The 17,319-nt window shown below is 58.4% G+C and carries 15 protein-coding genes and 1 riboswitch; of the genes, 5 read left to right on the top strand and 10 right to left on the bottom strand.

Annotated elements, in window-relative coordinates; genetic code table 11:
• Window positions 1-96: 96 nt before the first annotated feature.
• From ABNH18_RS16325 to ABNH18_RS16290, 8 genes are all read right to left on the bottom strand, one after another.
• Window positions 97-1,038 (bottom strand): DegV family protein, encoded by a 942-nt coding sequence (locus tag ABNH18_RS16325; protein WP_349383852.1) that lies wholly within the window; start codon window positions 1,036-1,038, stop codon window positions 97-99.
• Window positions 1,039-1,212: 174 nt separating this feature from the next.
• Entirely contained in the window at window positions 1,213-2,154 is a 942-nt protein-coding gene (locus ABNH18_RS16320) for a DegV family protein (protein ID WP_349383851.1), read from the bottom strand.
• 263 nt (window positions 2,155-2,417) lie between these two features.
• Window positions 2,418-3,890, bottom strand: coding sequence for a pyruvate kinase (pyk, locus tag ABNH18_RS16315; RefSeq protein ID WP_349383850.1), 1,473 nt, complete (start codon window positions 3,888-3,890; stop codon window positions 2,418-2,420).
• A gap of 190 nt (window positions 3,891-4,080) precedes the next feature.
• On the bottom strand, window positions 4,081-4,548 hold the full coding sequence (locus ABNH18_RS16310; protein WP_349383849.1) for an aminoacyl-tRNA deacylase: 468 nt from the start codon (window positions 4,546-4,548) through the stop codon (window positions 4,081-4,083).
• 549 nt (window positions 4,549-5,097) lie between these two features.
• Window positions 5,098-5,925 (bottom strand): methylenetetrahydrofolate reductase [NAD(P)H], encoded by an 828-nt coding sequence (gene metF / locus ABNH18_RS16305; RefSeq protein ID WP_349383848.1) that lies wholly within the window; start codon window positions 5,923-5,925, stop codon window positions 5,098-5,100.
• A gap of 70 nt (window positions 5,926-5,995) precedes the next feature.
• On the bottom strand, window positions 5,996-7,384 hold the full coding sequence (ahcY, locus tag ABNH18_RS16300; protein ID WP_349383847.1) for an adenosylhomocysteinase: 1,389 nt from the start codon (window positions 7,382-7,384) through the stop codon (window positions 5,996-5,998).
• A 20-nt stretch (window positions 7,385-7,404) separates the two neighbouring features.
• A riboswitch (S-adenosyl-L-homocysteine riboswitch) is annotated at window positions 7,405-7,482 on the bottom strand.
• A gap of 21 nt (window positions 7,483-7,503) precedes the next feature.
• The gene (gene metK / locus ABNH18_RS16295) at window positions 7,504-8,655 is read right to left on the bottom strand and encodes a methionine adenosyltransferase (protein WP_349383846.1); all 1,152 of its coding nucleotides are present in this window, start codon (window positions 8,653-8,655) and stop codon (window positions 7,504-7,506) included.
• A 209-nt stretch (window positions 8,656-8,864) separates the two neighbouring features.
• A complete protein-coding gene (locus ABNH18_RS16290) occupies window positions 8,865-9,839 on the bottom strand; it encodes an ArsR/SmtB family transcription factor (RefSeq protein ID WP_349383845.1) in 975 nt (324 codons plus the stop codon).
• 215 nt (window positions 9,840-10,054) lie between these two features.
• Between ABNH18_RS16290 and tkt the strand changes: the two genes are divergently transcribed.
• The 4 genes from tkt to fba all read left to right on the top strand — a co-directional run bounded on the left by tkt (window position 10,055) and on the right by fba (window position 15,583).
• Window positions 10,055-12,055, top strand: a complete 2,001-nt coding sequence (gene tkt, locus ABNH18_RS16285) for a transketolase (protein ID WP_349383844.1) — start codon at window positions 10,055-10,057, stop codon at window positions 12,053-12,055.
• Window positions 12,056-12,140: 85 nt separating this feature from the next.
• Window positions 12,141-13,154 carry a type I glyceraldehyde-3-phosphate dehydrogenase gene (locus ABNH18_RS16280; RefSeq protein ID WP_349383843.1) on the top strand — a complete coding sequence of 338 codons (1,014 nt, stop codon included), beginning with the start codon at window positions 12,141-12,143 and terminating at the stop codon, window positions 13,152-13,154.
• Window positions 13,155-13,214: 60 nt separating this feature from the next.
• On the top strand, window positions 13,215-14,378 hold the full coding sequence (locus ABNH18_RS16275; RefSeq protein ID WP_349383842.1) for a phosphoglycerate kinase: 1,164 nt from the start codon (window positions 13,215-13,217) through the stop codon (window positions 14,376-14,378).
• A gap of 140 nt (window positions 14,379-14,518) precedes the next feature.
• Window positions 14,519-15,583, top strand: coding sequence for a class II fructose-bisphosphate aldolase (fba, locus tag ABNH18_RS16270; RefSeq protein ID WP_349383841.1), 1,065 nt, complete (start codon window positions 14,519-14,521; stop codon window positions 15,581-15,583).
• Between the two features lie 120 nt (window positions 15,584-15,703).
• Here fba and ABNH18_RS16265 read toward each other — a convergent pair whose 3' ends face one another.
• A complete protein-coding gene (locus ABNH18_RS16265) occupies window positions 15,704-16,132 on the bottom strand; it encodes an META domain-containing protein (protein ID WP_349383840.1) in 429 nt (142 codons plus the stop codon).
• 199 nt (window positions 16,133-16,331) lie between these two features.
• Between ABNH18_RS16265 and ABNH18_RS16260 the strand changes: the two genes are divergently transcribed.
• A complete protein-coding gene (locus ABNH18_RS16260) occupies window positions 16,332-16,658 on the top strand; it encodes a hypothetical protein (RefSeq protein WP_349383839.1) in 327 nt (108 codons plus the stop codon).
• Here the strand turns inward: ABNH18_RS16260 and ABNH18_RS16255 are convergent, their stop codons facing one another.
• Window positions 16,659-17,303, bottom strand: a complete 645-nt coding sequence (locus ABNH18_RS16255; RefSeq protein ID WP_349383838.1) for a flavin reductase family protein — start codon at window positions 17,301-17,303, stop codon at window positions 16,659-16,661.
• Window positions 17,304-17,319 lie beyond the last annotated feature (16 nt).

Genomic DNA, 17,319 nt, shown 5'->3' with positions numbered 1-17,319 from the left:
AAGCGTTGGGAGAGAATTTTACAAGTGAGAAAGTGAGGGGCGTGGCGGCACAGGCAGGTCTGTATTGCCTGTGCCGCCAGCGGCGGAGCCCGGATGTCAGGAGAACGTGGTGGTCTCGCTGATAAAGCCCACATTGACCGCGCCAGGGCCAAGATTGACGCCGCCGGTGAGGCTCATGCCGGTGCTGAGCAGTTCCACATCATGTTGTTTGGCGCACACTTTTAATTCGCGGAACCCGGGTAGTTCGGCAATACGGTTTTCGTCGCCGGCATAGCTGACACAGACAACCGGTTCCAGCAGGCCTTGGCGAATGCAGTCACAGGTATGCTTGAACATTTTTTCCACAGCGGCTGGGTAACCTCGCACTTTGTCCGCCGGAAACGATTCGCCTGCCCGCGCGCACAGGATAGGTTTGATATCCAGGGTGCTGCCCAATTTCGCACTTAGCCAGCTGACGCTTTTGTCGCCTTTTTTGCGTGCCCGTTTCTGTACGTAGTAAAGATCATCGACGACAGAGTAGTTGCTGGTGAGCGGAATCAGCGCGTTTACCCGATTGCGGACGTCGCTAATGCGCATGCCCTTGCGAATCATGTTGATGGTGGCGGCGGCCAGCACCGCCTGGCCGCAGAACAGGGTCTGGCTATCGGTAACCCGCAAGGCAAAGGGCCCTTCAACGCCGGCTTGTGTACGCACGGCTTTGTAGTCGCGCAAGATGCCATGGGATGCGCGGGTAGCGTTGTTGAACATGGGACTGCGGCTGGCGGGCAGCGTTTGTACCAGCGCGTAGTCGTAACGGCTGACGATCCTGTCGAGAAAGAACTGGCGGAAGGCGTCAGTATCCAGCGGGACGGATTCGGCGTCCTGGCCTTTATCCAGCCGGTTGTCGGCGTAAAAGTTCTGGCGTTGCTGTGGGTCGCGATTATCCACAAACACGGTATCACCGATGCGGATGGAAATGGGCAGGACCTGTATCTGATGTTGATCAATATAGTGTTTTGGCAGGTCGCACGTTGCGTCGACCACCAGACCGATTTGCATTGTTCTCTCCCGTTAGCCAATGAGGCAATCGTGCTTTTGTGTGCCTGCGCCGGGATTATTTTGCATTCTGTCCAGCGTCATTATTGGTGCACGGTGCGCTGCCCATACTAGCGTTTTTGTATTGGGAAAAAAGGGGCAAGGGGCCTGTGAGGCCAATTGGTTGGCAATCGGAGATTATTGGAAGTTTTCCTGGTCGGTGATAAACCCCACGCTGATGGCGCCGGGGCCGATATTTACGCCGCCGGTGAGCCCCATATGGCTGACCAGCAACTGTACATCGTGTTTCTCGGTAGCGGCTTTCAGGGCGTTGAAACCGGGCATTTGGAAGGCGGCATCCGGGTCGCCGGCGTAACTGACGCAGACAATCGGGGTCAGCAGGCCGTCTTCCACGCATTGGCAGGCGTGAGCAAACATTTTTTCCACGGCGCTTTCAAAGCCGCGCACCTTGGCGACGGGAAAGGTCTGGTCCCGGCGAGCGCAGAGGATCGGTTTGATGTCCAGGGCGGAGCCCATCAGCGCACCGACAAAACCAACGCTTTTGTCTCCTTTTTTACGGGCGCGTTTGTGCACGTAGTAAAGGTCTGGCACCACCGCATAGCCGGTGGTCTTGGGGGTAAGGTCGCTGATGCGCTGGCGAATGTCGCCAATTTTGGTGCCGGCATTAATCAGGCGCATGGTTTCAGCGGCAAGAACGCCTTGGGCGGCAAACAGCGTCTGGCTGTCGCTGACACGAATGCGGAAGGGCCCTTCCCGGCCGGCGGCCTCACGGACTTTTTTGTAGCCGGACAGTATGGCGTGGGCGGCTTCGGTGGCGTTGTCGTAAATGGGGCTGCGGCTCTTGGGAACGGTTTGTACCAAGGCGTAATCGAATTCGCCCACGGCATGGTCCAGTAACAGGGTGCGGATCTGTTCTACTGAGGGCGGGGCGGTTTCTGCGTCGTGGGTTTTGTCGATTTCGTGACGGGCATAGAATTCCCGTGCCCGCTGCGGGTCCCGGTCATCCACGAAAATTTCCTTGCCGATGCGGATGGGGACCGGCATCACGAGAATGTTATTGGCATCAATAAAGTCTTTGGGCAGGTCACAACCTGAATCCACAACCAGACCGATTTTCATTGTTATACGCCTTACGGAGACTGTTTTATTTCAGTCTAGAACGGGCACCCCGTTATTGGCGTCTTTTTGCGTATGGGAATGGTGTAGGAATGTTATTTAAATGCTGGCGTATGGGCGCCAGATGCTTGACCTGAAAAACCTGCAGGGTTGCAGGTTCTGTTTTTCGTCGAGCAACTGGCGTCAAGCGTCTTGCCGGCTGGGTTATGCGAGCAGGGCAACAAATAAAACCGCTGGCTGACTACGCGTTAAGAAGAGCGTCACCCCTATTGAATGTTGCTGCCTACTTCTACGATTTTCAGTGTGTTGGTGCCGCCGTGGGCGTCGTCATAGTTACCCTTGGTGATAAGGACCCGGTCGCCAGTCTGCACTACGCCCATGTCCTGGAGCATGCTCACGGCCTGGCGGTTGACGGTGTCGCTGGCCAGGGCGTGGCTGTCGAAAGGAATGGCGTGAACGCCGCGTAGAATGGCCACCCGTCGTTGGCTTGAAGGGTAGGGCGTAAAGGCATAGATGGGCATGCCGGAACGTAGCCGTGACATCAGCCGCGGTGTGTTACCGGTTTCTGTCATGGCGATAATTGCCGCTACGTTGCTTAGCCGGTTGGCGGCTTGCATGGCGGCCATGGCGATAACTTCATCAATGTTATCTGCGCTCTCGTTGATGGGTCGGTCGCTGCGGCGTTCCTGCCAGGTACGTTCGGCGCCGAGGATGATGCGGTCCATGGCCTGTACGGTTTCTTTGGGGAAATCCCCTACGGCGGTTTCTGCGGACAACATGACGGCATCGGTGCCGTCCAGTACCGCGTTGGCCACGTCGGAGACTTCGGCACGGGTCGGCTGTGGGCTGTGGATCATGGATTCCATCATCTGGGTGGCGGTGATGACGAAACGGTTCAACGCCCGGGCTCGGCGGATAATGTGCTTCTGCACGCCGACCAGTTCCGCATCGCCAATTTCTACCGCCAGATCGCCGCGGGCCACCATGACGCCGTCTGAGGCCACAATAATAGCGTCCAGGGTGTCGTCATCGGCCACCGCTTCTGCACGCTCAATTTTGGCAATGATGCCCCCTTTGCCGCCGGCGGCCTGATAACGGCGGCGGGCTTCTTCCACATCGTCGGCATCGCGAGGGAAGGACAGGGCGAGGAAGTCCACATCCATGTCGGCGGCGGTGAGAATGTCGGCCAGATCCTTTTCGGTGAGGGCGCGGGCACTGAGGCCGCCGCCTTTGCGGTTCACGCCCTTGTGGTCAGACAGCTCGCCGCCCACCCGCACGGTGCATTCCACGCGAGTGCCGTGGATGGCGTTGACTTCCAGTTCGAGCAGGCCGTCATTGAGTAGCAGAATGTCCCCGGTCTGACAATCGGTGGGCAGCGGCGGGTAGCTGACGCCGACCTGTTCAGCATCGCCAGCGTCATCCGGCAGGGCGGTATCCAGGGTAAAGGGTTGCCCGGCGGTGAGCATGATGGGGCCGTCGCGGAAGCAGCCAATACGGATTTTCGGCCCCTGCAGGTCCGCCAGAATCGCCACGTGTTCGCCGCGTAGCTCGGCGCACCGGCGAATCTTGTCGGCGGTATCGCGGTGGGTATCTGCCGTGCCATGGGAAAAATTCAGCCGAAATACATTCACGCCGGCACCAATCAGGGTGTCGAGCATGGGTTCCGGTGCAGAAGCGGGGCCAACGGTGGCAACAATCTTGGTGCGGCGAAGCGGGTGCTGCGGGGTGCGAGAGGGCATGCGTGTCCTTCCATCATTCCATCAATCATTTCGCTTTAGCATACCACGGTGGCACGAACGAACGATGACAGTGGCATCGCGGTGGAACCACCGCTCCTACAGAACAGGTGGAGATGTTGGCTTCTATGGCCAGAAGAACAAAGAAAGCCCCGCCGGGAAGGCGGGGAAAGGGGAAACCGGTGGCAGGGAATCAGTGAAGCATGGCAAAGGCGCAGGCCTGGGCCTGGCTGAGACGAAGGAAATCGCCCATGCCCATTTTAATCACTTCCGTGTGTGTGCCGGCATTGAAGGCAAGCCAGTCTTCGCTGAGTAAGGTGTCGTCCACATACACGTTCATGTTGTACAAATTCCCGAACGGGGGTTCGCCACCGGGTTCGCAGAGTGGGAAGCAATCCTTGAAATCCTCTTCCTCGGCTAGCTCCACGCGGTTGGCATGGAGGGCCAGGCGTAATTTTTCCGGGTCCAGATATTGATTGGCGGGCAGCACCGCCATGGCCAGCGTGCCATCTACGTCCACAATCACGGTCTTGGCCATATGCCGACCGGGAACATGGGCGGACTGTGCCACCTCGGAAGCGGTAACGGCGGGCGGGTGGTTGTAGCAGTGATAATTCACGCCGTTGTTATCGAGAAAATCTGCCAGTGCGCGGGCGGGCATAGTGGACCTCCTCCCGGAATGGTGTGGCCGGGATTGGGGAGCGGCCTGACAAACCGCTGGTGGCGGGTGCGAAGGTGACGCTCCGTGATGGTGTGTCTAGGTTAGGGTAGGGCTGGGCGGGCAGGAGGGAAAATACCGATATGCGCTAATGTTTATAGCGGAAAGGAATAGCTACGAGCTACGCTCGATGGGAACAGGCAAACCGCAAACGTTACCTGCCCCCGAGCTTTCTACGAAGCTGCTGTAGGAGCACCGTTTAGGGTGCGAACTGCGCTTGCGCGGGCGATCAGGGATGCCGGCTAGTCAGCTTTCCCTCGGAAAGGGAATTCCTCTCTTGGTTGTCGCGCTTCGCTCGGTTCGTCCCCTGGAAGGGAACGCCTACAAGCTACAAAACAGGATAGGGGGAAGCCGGAAGGTCCCCCGGGTTTTTCCGTTTTCAACTTTTCACTTTGAACTTTCAACTGACCTTTCGCGGGCAGGGGCGACACCGTGTGGCAACGTCCCTAACCCGCGTTGTAGCGTGAAGCATGTTGCGTGCAGCGTCTCTTCTTACATTCCCAGATTATCCAGAATGCGCAGATTCGGGCCAGCCTGGTTCATGGTGTAGAAGTGCAGTCCCGGTGCGCCCATGGCCAGTAGCTGTTCGCACAGACGGGTCACGACGTCTTCGCCAAAGGCTTTGACGGCCGCATCGTCGTCCTTGATGTCGTTGAGCTTGCTTTGCAGCCAGCGTGGCACATCGGCACCACAGGTGCTGGAGAAACGCAGCAGGTTGGCGACATTCAGGATTGGCATGATGCCCGGGTAGACGGGGGCGTCACAGCCAGCCTTGTGTAGCGCATCCATGTAATAGCCGTAGGCATCGGCGTTATAGAAATACTGGGTCAAGCCGCTGTTGGCACCGGCATCGACTTTGCGCTTGAAGTGAGCAATGTCGTCTTCAAAGCTGCGTGCTTGCGGGTGCATTTCCGGATAGGCGGCGACTTCCAGAGTGAAATGATCGCCGGTTTCCTGACGGATCAATTGCACCAGTTCGTCGGCGTATTTGATTTCGCTCTGGGCATAGCCCATGCCAGAAGGCAGGTCGCCGCGCAGGGCGACAATGCGGGTGACGCCCGCTTCTTTATATCCGTTCACCAGCTCGAGAATTTCGTCCCGGCTCTGGCCGATACAGCTCAGGTGCGGTGCAGTATCCGCGTGCTGTTCGCGCAGCTTGTTCACGGCATCACGGGTGTTGTCACGGGTGGAGCCGCCGGCACCAAAGGTGCAGGAATAAAATTCCGGATTCTTGACCTGCAGCTTCTTCTGCGTGGCCAGTAATTTTTCTTTTCCCGCGTCGGTTTTCGGCGGAAAAAATTCAAAACTGATTCGTTTCATTGGGAGCTCGCTTCATGCTGCACGCTTCACGCACCACGCGTGTTGCATGATGCGTGGTGCGTGCCAGCGTTTAATACTTATAGTGCTCAGGCTTATAAGGGCCGTTCACGTCTACGCCGATGTAGTCGGCCTGTTCTTTGCTGAGTTTGGTGATCACGCCACCGAAGCCTTCCACCATGTAGCGGGCCACTTCTTCGTCCAGCTGTTTGGGCAGCACCTCTACCTTGAGCATTTTTTCTTTCACGGCATCAGAGTGCTTGGCGTAGCCTTGATCGAACAGGTACATCTGCGCCAGTACCTGGTTGGCGAAAGAGCCATCCATGATGCGGCTGGGATGGCCGGTGGCGTTGCCCAGGTTGACCAGGCGGCCTTCGGAGAGCAGTAGCAGGAAATCGCCGGCGGCCTTGTCGCGCCATACCTTGTGCACCTGCGGTTTCACTTCTTCCCATTCCCAGGTTTCACGCATGAAGGCGGTGTCCACTTCGTTATCGAAGTGACCGATGTTGCAGACCACGGCGCCTTTCTTGATCGCCTTGAGCATATTGGCATCACAGACGTTGAAGTTGCCGGTGGTGGTGACCAGCAGGTCGGTGTTGCCAAGCAGTGCAGTGTTGATAGAGGTTTCGCTGCCGTCGTTGATGCCATCGTTGTACTGGCTGACCACTTCGAAGCCGTCCATGCAGGCTTGCATGGCACAGATTGGGTCGGCTTCGGTGACTTTCACAATCATGCCTTCCTGGCGCAGGGACTGGGCAGAGCCCTTGCCCACATCACCGTAGCCGACGACCAGTGCTTTCTTGCCGGACAGCAGGTGGTCGGTGCCACGTTTAATGGCATCGTTCAGAGAATGGCGACAACCGTATTTGTTGTCGTTCTTGCTCTTGGTCACCGAGTCATTGACGTTGACCGCCGGCACTTTCAACGTGCCTTTTTTCAGCATTTCGTAGAGACGGTGAACACCGGTGGTGGTCTCTTCGGTGATGCCGTGAATGCTGTCGAGCATGGCTGGGTAGCTTTCGTGGATATAGCCGGTCAGGTCGCCGCCGTCATCCAGGATCATGTTGGCGTCCCATACGTCGCCGTTGCCGTCGCGACAGGTTTGCTCGATACACCACATGTACTCTTCTTCGGTTTCCCCTTTCCAGGCAAACACCGGGACACCGGCAGCGGCGATGGCGGCAGCGGCATGGTCCTGGGTGGAGAAGATGTTGCAGCTGGACCAGCGCACTTCGGCACCCAGGGCAACCAAGGTTTCGATCAGCACGGCGGTCTGAATGGTCATGTGGATACAGCCGATGATCTTGGCACCTTTTAGCGGCTGCTCGGCACGGTATTTTTCGCGAATGGCGATCAGCGCCGGCATTTCGGTTTCGGCAATATGGATTTCCGAGCGGCCGTAGGCGGCCAGGGAAATGTCGGCGACTTTATAGTCGGTAAAGGTATCGGTTTTTGCGTTCATGGTGTTCTCCATTCGTTTTTGACGAATGGGCGCAGTTAATCCGGGTATGCCTGCCTTGCGAGCCTCGCGGTCATGCCGCTGCAGCGCCCCTCACAAGGCAGGTCAAATCTGTCTTCGCGTTAAAGTACCTTGGCCAGCTCGGCGGCCTTATCGGTTTTTTCCCAGCTGAAGCCTTCGCGACCAAAGTGACCGTAACTGGCGGTCGGGCGATAGATCGGCTTGCGCAGGTCGAGCATTTCGATAATGCCGCGTGGGCGCAAATCGAAGTGTTCACGGACCAGATCGACGATGGCGTTATCGCTGATTTTGCCGGTGCCGAAGGTGTTGACTGAAATGGAGGTAGGCTCGGCCACGCCAATGGCATAGCTCACCTGGATCTCACATTTTTTGGCCAGGCCCGCCGCCACAATATTTTTGGCCACGTAACGACCGGCGTAGGCGGCGCTGCGGTCTACCTTGGACGGGTCCTTGCCGGAAAAGGCGCCGCCACCGTGACGGGCCATGCCGCCGTAGGTGTCCACGATGATCTTACGGCCGGTGAGACCACAGTCGCCCATGGGGCCACCGATCACGAAAATCCCGGTGGGGTTTACGTGATAAAGGGTGTCCTTGTGCAGCCATTCTTCCGGGAGCACCGGTTTGATGATTTCTTCCATCACCGCTTCGCGCAGGTCGGCCAGCTTGATGTCCGGGGAGTGCTGGGTAGATAGCACTACCGCATCCACGGCCACGGGTTTGCCGGTGTCGTCGTAACGCAGGGTGACCTGGCTTTTCGCATCCGGGCGCAACCAGGGCAGGGTGCCGTTCTTGCGCAGTTCGGCCTGGCGTTCCACCAGACGGTGGGAGTAGTACACCGGAGCTGGCATCAGGGTATCGGTTTCGTCAGTGGCGAAGCCGAACATCAGGCCCTGGTCGCCGGCGCCCATTTCTTTCTCTTCGGCTTCGTCCACCCCGATGGCGATATCGGCGGACTGTTTGCCAATGCCGTTAAGGACGGCGCAGCTGGCGCCATCGAAGCCTTTCTCAGAGCTGTCGTAGCCGATATCCAGGATCACCTGACGAACAATGTCTTCCAGTTCCACGTAGGTGTTGGTGCGCACTTCGCCGGCGACCACGGCCATGCCAGTTTTTACCAGTGTCTCCACCGCCACGCGGGCGTGGGGGTCATCTTTGATGATGGCATCCAGAATGGCGTCCGAGATCTGGTCAGCCATTTTATCCGGATGGCCTTCGGACACGGACTCGGAGGTAAAGATGGAATATTCACTCATTGCTGGAGTGCTCCCTGTAGTTAATGCTTCACGCCGCATGCATCACGCCGCAACGCGGAAATTTTTTAGTTTCGAGTGTCGAGAAACGAGTTGCGAAATGCAAAAACCAAATAAGGCTGGGCCTTTGGCGTTCGAAACTCGTTTCTCGCCACTCGCGAATGACCTTCCTGAAAAGACTGGCGGTACTCGTCCCTTGCAGCCTCTCGCTTTTATTTACCGTTTTTCCTGAAGGTTCTTACCTGCACCTGAAACCCGTTCCGTAATGCCAGGAACTGGCTTTCCTGCAATTCCAGGCCGGCGCGCCCGGCCCAATCCACCAGATCGGCTTCTTCAAAGCCGAGCCAGAAATCCCCGCAGGTCTCGTGGGCCCAATGCTGGTCATGCCGACACAGGTCGGTGATCAGCAGAGTGCCCCCTGTTTGTAATTGTGCCGCCGCTGCGCGGATGGCGCTGGCCGGGGCGGGCAGATGATGGAGCACCATGTTCAGCACCACGGCGTCGACGGTGGGCAGGCTGCTGGCAGCTTCCGGCCAGTCTCCCAGCATCAATTCCACATTGGACCGCTCGGCGACGGCCTTGTGAGCCCGCTTGAGCATGGCCTCGGCATTGTCCAGGCCGATAACGTGCTCAAAATGCCCGGCCAGCTCCAGCAGGAACAGCCCGTCACCGGGGCCAATTTCCAGCACCTGTTTTCCCGCCGGGCTGGCGCGCAGCAGCAGTTCGCAGGCCTGTTCGGCATATTGCCCGTATTCGGCGATCAGCTCCTGCTGGGCATCATGCTGTTCGGCATGGCGGGCAAAAAAGGCCCGGCTCTGTTCCGCTCGCTGCTGCTGGACCTGCTCCAGCCGTGCGGCGACCTCATCGTTGAGGACCCTATCATCCAGCTCGTCCAGCAAGGCGCTGTGAACGTCGCCCTCGGCGTTATCTGCCTGGGGCAGGCGGCGACGGTAGAAGATGGAGTTGCCTTCGCGCCGCTTTTCCACCAATCCGCCATTGGTGAGCACCTTCAAGTGGTGGCTCATGCCGGACTGCTTCATGGCCATGATGTCGCACAGCTCCTGCACGCCGAAGCTGTTCTGCCCCAGCGCTTGCAAAACCTGCAGACGTAACGGATCCCCGGCGGCTTTGAGAAAGCCCGCCAGGCGGTCGGTTACATCCGCTGGATAAGGAGCCTGTGAGTTCATAGGCCGGGAGTTTAAGGGATTTGAAATCTAAATCAAAATAAATTGATATAGATTTTGGCGTATTCCCTCAGCCCGCTGCAGGCGCCACGCTACAGGTAAACCGTTAGGGGCAGGGCGCGGGTGGCGTGGGCTGGGGTGCTTGCGCTTGTAGCTATTACCCCCTTGAGGGACAATAGCGCCCCTTTTCAGCCACCAGTCAGTTTTTGGAGCCCTGCATGCCCAGCGCCCCCGCCAGCCGTGATCTCGCTAATGCCATCCGTGCCCTGAGCATGGATGCGGTACAGAAAGCCAATTCCGGGCACCCCGGTGCACCCATGGGTATGGCGGATATCGCCGAAGTGCTGTGGCGTGGTTTCATGCAGCATAACCCGGCGGACCCGACGTGGGCGGACCGCGACCGCTTTGTACTCTCCAACGGCCACGGCTCCATGCTGCTGTACAGCCTGCTGCACCTGACCGGTTACGGTGTCAGCCTGGATGACATCAAGAATTTCCGTCAGCTGGGCAGTGCCACTGCCGGGCACCCGGAATACGGTGATGCGCCGGGCATTGAAACCACTACTGGCCCGCTGGGTCAGGGCCTGGCCAATGCGGTGGGCATGGCGCTGGCCGAGAAAATGCTGGCGGGCCAGTTCAACCGTGAAGGGCACACCGTGGTGGACCACAACACCTATTGCTTCCTGGGTGATGGCTGCATGATGGAAGGCATTTCTCACGAAGTGGCATCCCTGGCCGGCACTCTGGGCCTGGGCAAGCTGGTGGCCTTCTATGACGACAACGGCATTTCTATCGATGGTGAAGTGGAAGGCTGGTTCACCGACGACACCGTGGAGCGCTTCCGCGCCTACGGCTGGCAAGTGATTCCCAATGTGGATGGCCACAACCCGGAAGAGATCACCGTGGCGGTGGAAAATGCCCGCGCCAATACCGATCAGCCCACCTTGATTTGCTGCAAGACCATTATCGGTTTCGGCAGCCCCAACAAGCAGGGCAAGGAAGATTCCCACGGCGCAGCCCTGGGCGAAGATGAAATTACCCTAACCCGCAAAGCGCTGGGCTGGGAGCATGGCCCGTTCGAGATTCCGGCGGACATCAAGGATGCCTGGGATGCCAAAGATGCCGGGGCCAAGGCCCAGGCCGAATGGCAGCAGCGCTTTGATGCGTATCAGGCGGCGTACCCGGAGCTGGCGGCAGAATTCCTGCGTCGCCAGGCAGGCGAGCTGCCAGCGGATTTTGCTGATAAGGCTGATGCCTATATCCGAGAGTGCCAGGAAAAAGGCGACAAGGTTGCCACCCGCAAGGCGAGCCAGAATACTCTGGACGCTTTCGGCCCGCTGTTGCCGGAACTGGCCGGCGGCTCCGCCGACTTGGCCGGCTCCAACAACACCATCTGGAAGGGCTGCAAGTCGATCACTGCTGACGATGCCAGCGGTAACTACATTCACTACGGTGTGCGCGAATTCGGTATGACCGCCATCCAGAATGGCCTGTGCCTGCACGGTGGCTTGCGCCCCTACGGCGGTACCTTCCTGGTATTTATGGAATACGCCCGTAACGCGGTGCGCATGGCGGCGCTGATGCATCAGCCGAACATTCTGGTTTACACCCATGACTCCATTGGCTTGGGCGAAGATGGCCCGACCCACCAGCCCGTCGAACAGCTGGCGAACCTGCGCCTGACCCCGAACATGCGCACCTGGCGCCCCTGTGACACGGTGGAATCCGCGGTGTCCTGGAAAAAAGCGGTGCAACGCCAGGATGGCCCATCGGCGCTGATCTTCTCCCGCCAGGGGCTGCCTTGCATGGAACGCGGCAATGGACAGTTGTCTGATGTGGAGAAGGGTGGCTACACCCTGCTGCAGACCGGTGAAGGCACCCCGGATGCAATTATCATTGCCACCGGTTCCGAAGTGGAGCTGGCGGTAAGCGCGGCTCAGGCGCTCACCGGCAAGAACATTCGCGTGGTCTCCATGCCTTGTGTGGAAGAATTCCTGGCCCAGGACAAGGGCTATCAGGACAGCGTGCTGCCCAGCGATGTGCGTGCTCGTGTCGCGGTGGAAGCGGCGATTGCGGATTACTGGTATCGCTTCGTGGGCCTGGACGGCAAGGTCGTGGGCATGACCAGCTTCGGCGCCTCAGCGCCTGCGGGTGACCTGTTCAAACACTTTAATATCACCGCCGAGGCAGTCCAGCAGGCCGTGGAGTCGTTGCTTTAATGCATCACGCAGCACGCTGCACGCAACACGGTAAAGCAGTGCACCGCGTGCTGGCGTGTTGCGTGCTGCGTGGGCGGAGCCAGCGATGAGAATTGCTATCAATGGCTATGGTCGTATCGGTCGCTCTTTTGTGCGGGCCTTGGCTGAGCGCGAAGGCGCGGGTTGGCAGGCGCCGTTTACGTTGGCGGCCATTAACGACAAGGGCCGGCCGGAAGATCTGCTCTACCTGACCCGCTACGACACCACCCACGGGCGGTTGGCGGAGCCGGCAGAGTTGATTGAAGGCATGCTGCGTATTGGCAAGCAGGCCCCCATGTTGATGCAACAGCCCAAGCCAGAGCTGCTGCCCTGGGATGATCTCGGGGTAGATTTGGTGCTGGAGTGTTCCGGCCATTTTCGCAGCCATGCTGGCGCTTCCCGGCATCTAGAGGCTGGTGCGAAAAAGGTGATTATCGGCGCTGTTCCGTTTGATCAAACGGATCAGATCGTGGTGTATGGCGTTAATCACGAGGAGGTTCGTGATGATAGCCAGATCCTGTCAGCGGGATCTTGCACTACGCACTGCATTGCTCCGTTGTTGCAACGGCTGGATCAGCAGTACGGCATCCAGCAGGTGCTGATGAAAGAAATTCATGCCTACACCTCGGACCAGACCCTGCTGGACCATGTCCACCGGGATCCGCGCAGGGGCCGGGCCGGGGCACAGAATATTGTGCCAACCACCAGTAGCGCCATCGGTGCGGTGCAGCAGGTGTTGCCGGCGCTGAACGGGCGTATCAGCGGGGACTCTGTCCGGGTGCCCACGCTGAATGTGGCCATGGTAGAGCTGACCTTGCGGCTGGAACAGACACCGGATGAGGACAGCCTCAACCAGTGGTTGCACCAACAGGCAACAGCGTCGGAGGGCCTGATTGGCTACAATGACGCCCCGCTGGTGAGTGCGGATTTTAATCACCGCCCGGAATCCGCCATCGTCGATGTAACCCAGACCCGGGTGCAGGGCGATATGGTTCAAGTGGTGGCCTGGTACGACAACGAATGGGGTTATGCCAATCGTTTGCTGGACTGGGTGAATGCATTGGCTTTGAAGAAGACTTGACGCTCGACGCTGGACGCCTGATGTGTTGCGTCTGGCAGAATTTAATGAGGTAGGAACGAAATGAACTTCAAACGCATGACCGACCTGGATCTGGCAGGCAAACGCGTTCTGATCCGTGAAGACCTGAATGTGCCGGTGAAAGACGGCAAGGTCACCAGTGATGCGCGAATCCGTGCTTCCCTGCCGACGATCGAGCATGCACTCAAGGCCGGCGCCAAGGTGATGTTGATGTCTCACCTGGGCCGCCCCACCGAGGGTGAATACGCCGACGAGTTTTCTCTCCAGCCGGTGGCGGAACATCTGGGCAACCTGCTTGGTCGTGATGTGCCGTTGGTGAAACACTGGCTGGATGGCGTTGAGGTGGCAGACGGTCAAGTGGTGTTGTGCGAAAACGTTCGCTTCAATAAAGGCGAAAAGAAAGACGACGAAGCACTGTCACAAAAAATGGCGGCGCTGTGTGATATCTATGTGATGGATGCCTTTGGTACCGCACACCGTGCCCAGGCGTCGACCCACGGCGTGGGCAAATTTGCGCCGGTGGCTTGTGCTGGCCCGCTGCTGGCCAATGAGCTGGATGCGCTGGGCAAGGCGCTGGAAGCCCCGCAAAAACCGCTGGTGGCCATCGTGGGTGGCTCCAAGGTTTCCACCAAACTGGAAGTGCTGGAATCCCTGTCTGATAAAGTGGACCAGCTGGTGGTTGGCGGCGGTATTGCCAACACGTTTTTGGCGGCTGCTGGTCACCCGGTGGGCAAGTCACTGTACGAGGAAGATCTGATTCCGGCAGCGAAGAAAATTGCCGAGAAAGTACACATCCCGATTCCGGTGGACGTGGTTACCGCCAAGGAATTCGCTGAGAGTGCCGAGGCCGTCACCAAGAAAGTGGAAGACGTGGCCGACGATGACATGATTCTGGATGTGGGCCCGCAGACTGCACATATCGTGGCGGCGCTGATGAAAGAAGCCAAAACGATTATCTGGAACGGCCCGGTTGGCGTGTTTGAGTTTGACCAGTTCGGCGAAGGCACACGGGAAATGGCCTTGGCCATTGCCGATTCCGATGCGTTCTCCATTGCCGGCGGTGGTGACACCCTGGCGGCGGTGGATAAGTACGGCATCACCGATGATGTTAGCTACATTTCCACCGGTGGCGGCGCCTTCCTGGAATTTGTGGAAGGCAAAGTATTGCCGGCCGTGGCCATGCTCGAGGCGCGGGCGAAGGATTGATTTTGAGATGCTGGCACGCACCACGCACCACGCACCACGCACCAGGCCAGAGCGTGAAGCGTGTTGCGTGTCAGCAGTACCTAACGGAGTAACGTCGGTGCAGTGCACCGCAAACGGATAGCAGAAAAGGGGAAAGTAAAATGGCACTTATCAGCATGCGACAGCTGCTGGATCACGCTGCCGAGTTCGGCTACGGCGTACCGGCCTATAACGTGAACAACGTGGAACAGATGCGCGCCATCATGGAAGCCGCGGACAAAACCAATTCCCCGGTCATCGTGCAGGCGTCCGCTGGCGCGCGTAAATATGCCGGCGCGCCTTTTCTGCGTCATTTGATTCTGGCGGCCACGGAAGAGTTTCCGCACATTCCTGTGGTGATGCATCAGGATCACGGCACCAGCCCGTCTGTGTGTCAGCGCTCCATCCAGCTGGGTTTTTCGTCAGTGATGATGGATGGCTCTTTGGGCGAAGACGGCAAGACCCCCACCGATTACGACTATAACGTGGACGTGACTCGTCGTACCGTGGACATGGCCCACGCCTGTGGCGTCTCCGTGGAAGGCGAGCTTGGCTGCCTGGGTTCATTGGAAACCGGTGAAGCCGGCGAAGAAGACGGTATTGGTGCAGAGGGCAAGCTGACCCAAGAGCAGATGCTGACTGACCCGGAAGAAGCAGCGGATTTCGTACAGAAAACCAAGGTGGATGCTCTGGCCATTGCCATCGGTACCAGCCATGGCGCGTACAAATTCACTCGCCCGCCTACCGGTGACATCCTCGCCATCGAGCAGATCAAGGCGATCCATAAGCGCATCCCGGATACTCACCTGGTGATGCACGGTTCTTCTTCCGTGCCGCAGGACTGGTTGGCTATCATCAACGAATTCGGTGGTGAAATTCCGGAAACCTACGGGGTGCCGGTGGAAGAAATTCAGGAAGGTATCAAGCACGGCGTGCGTAAGGTCAACATCGATACGGACCTGCGTCTGGCGTCCACCGGGGCGATCCGTCGTTTCCTGGCCCAGAACCCGGCCGAGTTTGATCCGCGCAAATACCTGAAAGAGTCCATCACCGCCATGCGTGATATCTGTATCGCTCGCTATGAAGCCTTTGGTACGGCGGGCCATGCGGACAAGATCAAGCCGATCAGCCTGGAAACCATGTTCCAGCGGTATGAATCCGGTGATCTGGATCCGCGCGTTAAATAAGAGAGAGGCAGCACACTTCACGCTGCAGGCAACACGCGGATCAAAACAAAAGGCCGCGCCCAATTGGGCGCGGCCTTTTGTTTTTCGGCGCCGCTACGAGATTATCTTCAGGGGCACTCTCTAGCGTTTGGCTTCAATCCTGATGCCATCACTGCTGGTCAGAATTAGGTGGCCCTGCTTGTCAATTTTGGCGTGATTGACTCTTTTTAGGACGTCCATAAATTGCCGTTCCAGCGTCATTAGTGGTTGCGGGCAAGCCATCATTGTCATGCCGCCGGGTTTGATGGTGAAGCTGTCCTTGCTCTGCACATAGCTGGCCATGTAGTTGTTGCAGGCGGCTTTACCGGCCAGCTGACCGGGCTGATGAAAATTCAGGGTCAGAGTGGCATTGTCTACGGGCTCACCGTTTAGAGAGGTGACGGACCAGGCGTCCCCCCGTAACTGATTTTCTTCGATCATGGTGTGTGCCCCGCTGGTGGTTTGGCCAGTGCAGGCCGTTAGCACCAGTGCTGCGCTGGCCAGCAGTAGAGGAAGGCGAAATTGGGTCATGGTCGGTCCTTGTGGCGCGGAATAGTTCAGTAATAGTTAGTCTACCCGCAGGTCAATATGGTTCCCACTTCGCAGGTCAGCTTGATCTGGCGCAAGGTTGAGGCCGTTGGCGTGCCAGTGTGCGTTGACTGGTTGTGGGGGAAGAGGACAATGCAGGCAGACTCTTCTCTTCATTTTCTGATCGCAATGATGGCGGGCCATGCTGAATACGTTGCTGGATTTTTATATTGAACACCAGTGGTTGGCGCTGCCGTTGGCCATGTTGTCTGCGGTGGGAGTAGGCATTCTGTGGATGGGGTGGCTGAGCTTGATGTTGACCGCGTTCGGTCAGCGGCGCTGGCTATGGGGCTTTGCCATTCTACTGCTGCCTGTGCCGGCGTCCCCATGTTTTGCGCTGCGCTATCCGGCGTTGAACCCCTGGGCCAATCGGCTGGTGCTATGGGGGCTGTTGTTGGCACTGCCCATCCTGGCGCTGACTGGTTGGTGGGGCTGGCTGGCGTTGACCCAGGCTACGCCCGTTGCCTGATCAGTATTCATCATCTGTCAGCCAGTGCGCCGGCCTGTCCGGCTTGGCGTAGCTAAGCCGACCGATGCGCTGACTGCGGTGATAGCTGTCCAGGCCCGATAGCGCCACCGTACCGGCTCGTTCAATATCCACAAAGCCATCATCACCCAGCACCTCATCGGGGAGCAGGATATGCTCGATGGCGCCGATCACCAGCACAGTATTGTTCACCGCTAGGGTTTGCACTTCCCTTACCGCCATCCCCAGTTTTATCCGCGCCTGTGCCGCGAACGGGGCGGCAAAGTCGGGCAGGTAGGCCGGACTTAACCCGGTGGCGGTGAATTCGGAAATGTCCCGGGGGTAGCGGGCGGCGGTCTGGTGGGCAGCTTCAAGTATGTCCACATGGACCTGATTGAGTGTGTAAACGCCGCTGTCCTGCAGGTATTCCAGGCTATGTCGGTCCACCGAATGCGGCCGCAGGATCATCCCCATCAGTGCCGGGTCGGCGCCAATATGAAAACAGGAACCAATCATGGCCAGGTTTTCATGGCCGCTCGAGGAGCGTGTGCCCAACAGGTTGGCGCTTTTGAAGCCCGACAGGCTGTTAACCAGATTGATCCGTTCGCCGCGTGGCAGGTCCTTGAGCGTATCCGTTGTTAGGTGCATGGTGTGATTCCTCCTC

Source organism: Alcanivorax sp. (genome assembly GCF_040118815.1).
GTDB lineage: Bacteria > Pseudomonadota > Gammaproteobacteria > Pseudomonadales > Alcanivoracaceae > Alcanivorax.
The sequence above is the reverse complement of the archived record's forward strand: the minus strand, read 5'-3'. Positions and strand labels throughout refer to the sequence as shown.

Coding starts and splice junctions, on each gene's coding strand:
- ABNH18_RS16290 (WP_349383845.1), bottom strand. CDS start 9,839: ATGAACTCACAGGCTCCTTATCCAGCGGATGTAACCGACCGCCTGGCG.
- metK (WP_349383846.1), bottom strand. CDS start 8,655: ATGAGTGAATATTCCATCTTTACCTCCGAGTCCGTGTCCGAAGGCCAT.
- metF (WP_349383848.1), bottom strand. CDS start 5,925: ATGAAACGAATCAGTTTTGAATTTTTTCCGCCGAAAACCGACGCGGGA.
- ABNH18_RS16255 (WP_349383838.1), bottom strand. CDS start 17,303: ATGCACCTAACAACGGATACGCTCAAGGACCTGCCACGCGGCGAACGG.
- ABNH18_RS16275 (WP_349383842.1), top strand. CDS start 13,215: ATGAACTTCAAACGCATGACCGACCTGGATCTGGCAGGCAAACGCGTT.
- tkt (WP_349383844.1), top strand. CDS start 10,055: ATGCCCAGCGCCCCCGCCAGCCGTGATCTCGCTAATGCCATCCGTGCC.
- ahcY (WP_349383847.1), bottom strand. CDS start 7,384: ATGAACGCAAAAACCGATACCTTTACCGACTATAAAGTCGCCGACATT.
- ABNH18_RS16320 (WP_349383851.1), bottom strand. CDS start 2,154: ATGAAAATCGGTCTGGTTGTGGATTCAGGTTGTGACCTGCCCAAAGAC.
- fba (WP_349383841.1), top strand. CDS start 14,519: ATGGCACTTATCAGCATGCGACAGCTGCTGGATCACGCTGCCGAGTTC.
- ABNH18_RS16310 (WP_349383849.1), bottom strand. CDS start 4,548: ATGCCCGCCCGCGCACTGGCAGATTTTCTCGATAACAACGGCGTGAAT.
- ABNH18_RS16325 (WP_349383852.1), bottom strand. CDS start 1,038: ATGCAAATCGGTCTGGTGGTCGACGCAACGTGCGACCTGCCAAAACAC.
- ABNH18_RS16265 (WP_349383840.1), bottom strand. CDS start 16,132: ATGACCCAATTTCGCCTTCCTCTACTGCTGGCCAGCGCAGCACTGGTG.
- ABNH18_RS16280 (WP_349383843.1), top strand. CDS start 12,141: ATGAGAATTGCTATCAATGGCTATGGTCGTATCGGTCGCTCTTTTGTG.
- pyk (WP_349383850.1), bottom strand. CDS start 3,890: ATGCCCTCTCGCACCCCGCAGCACCCGCTTCGCCGCACCAAGATTGTT.
- ABNH18_RS16260 (WP_349383839.1), top strand. CDS start 16,332: ATGCTGAATACGTTGCTGGATTTTTATATTGAACACCAGTGGTTGGCG.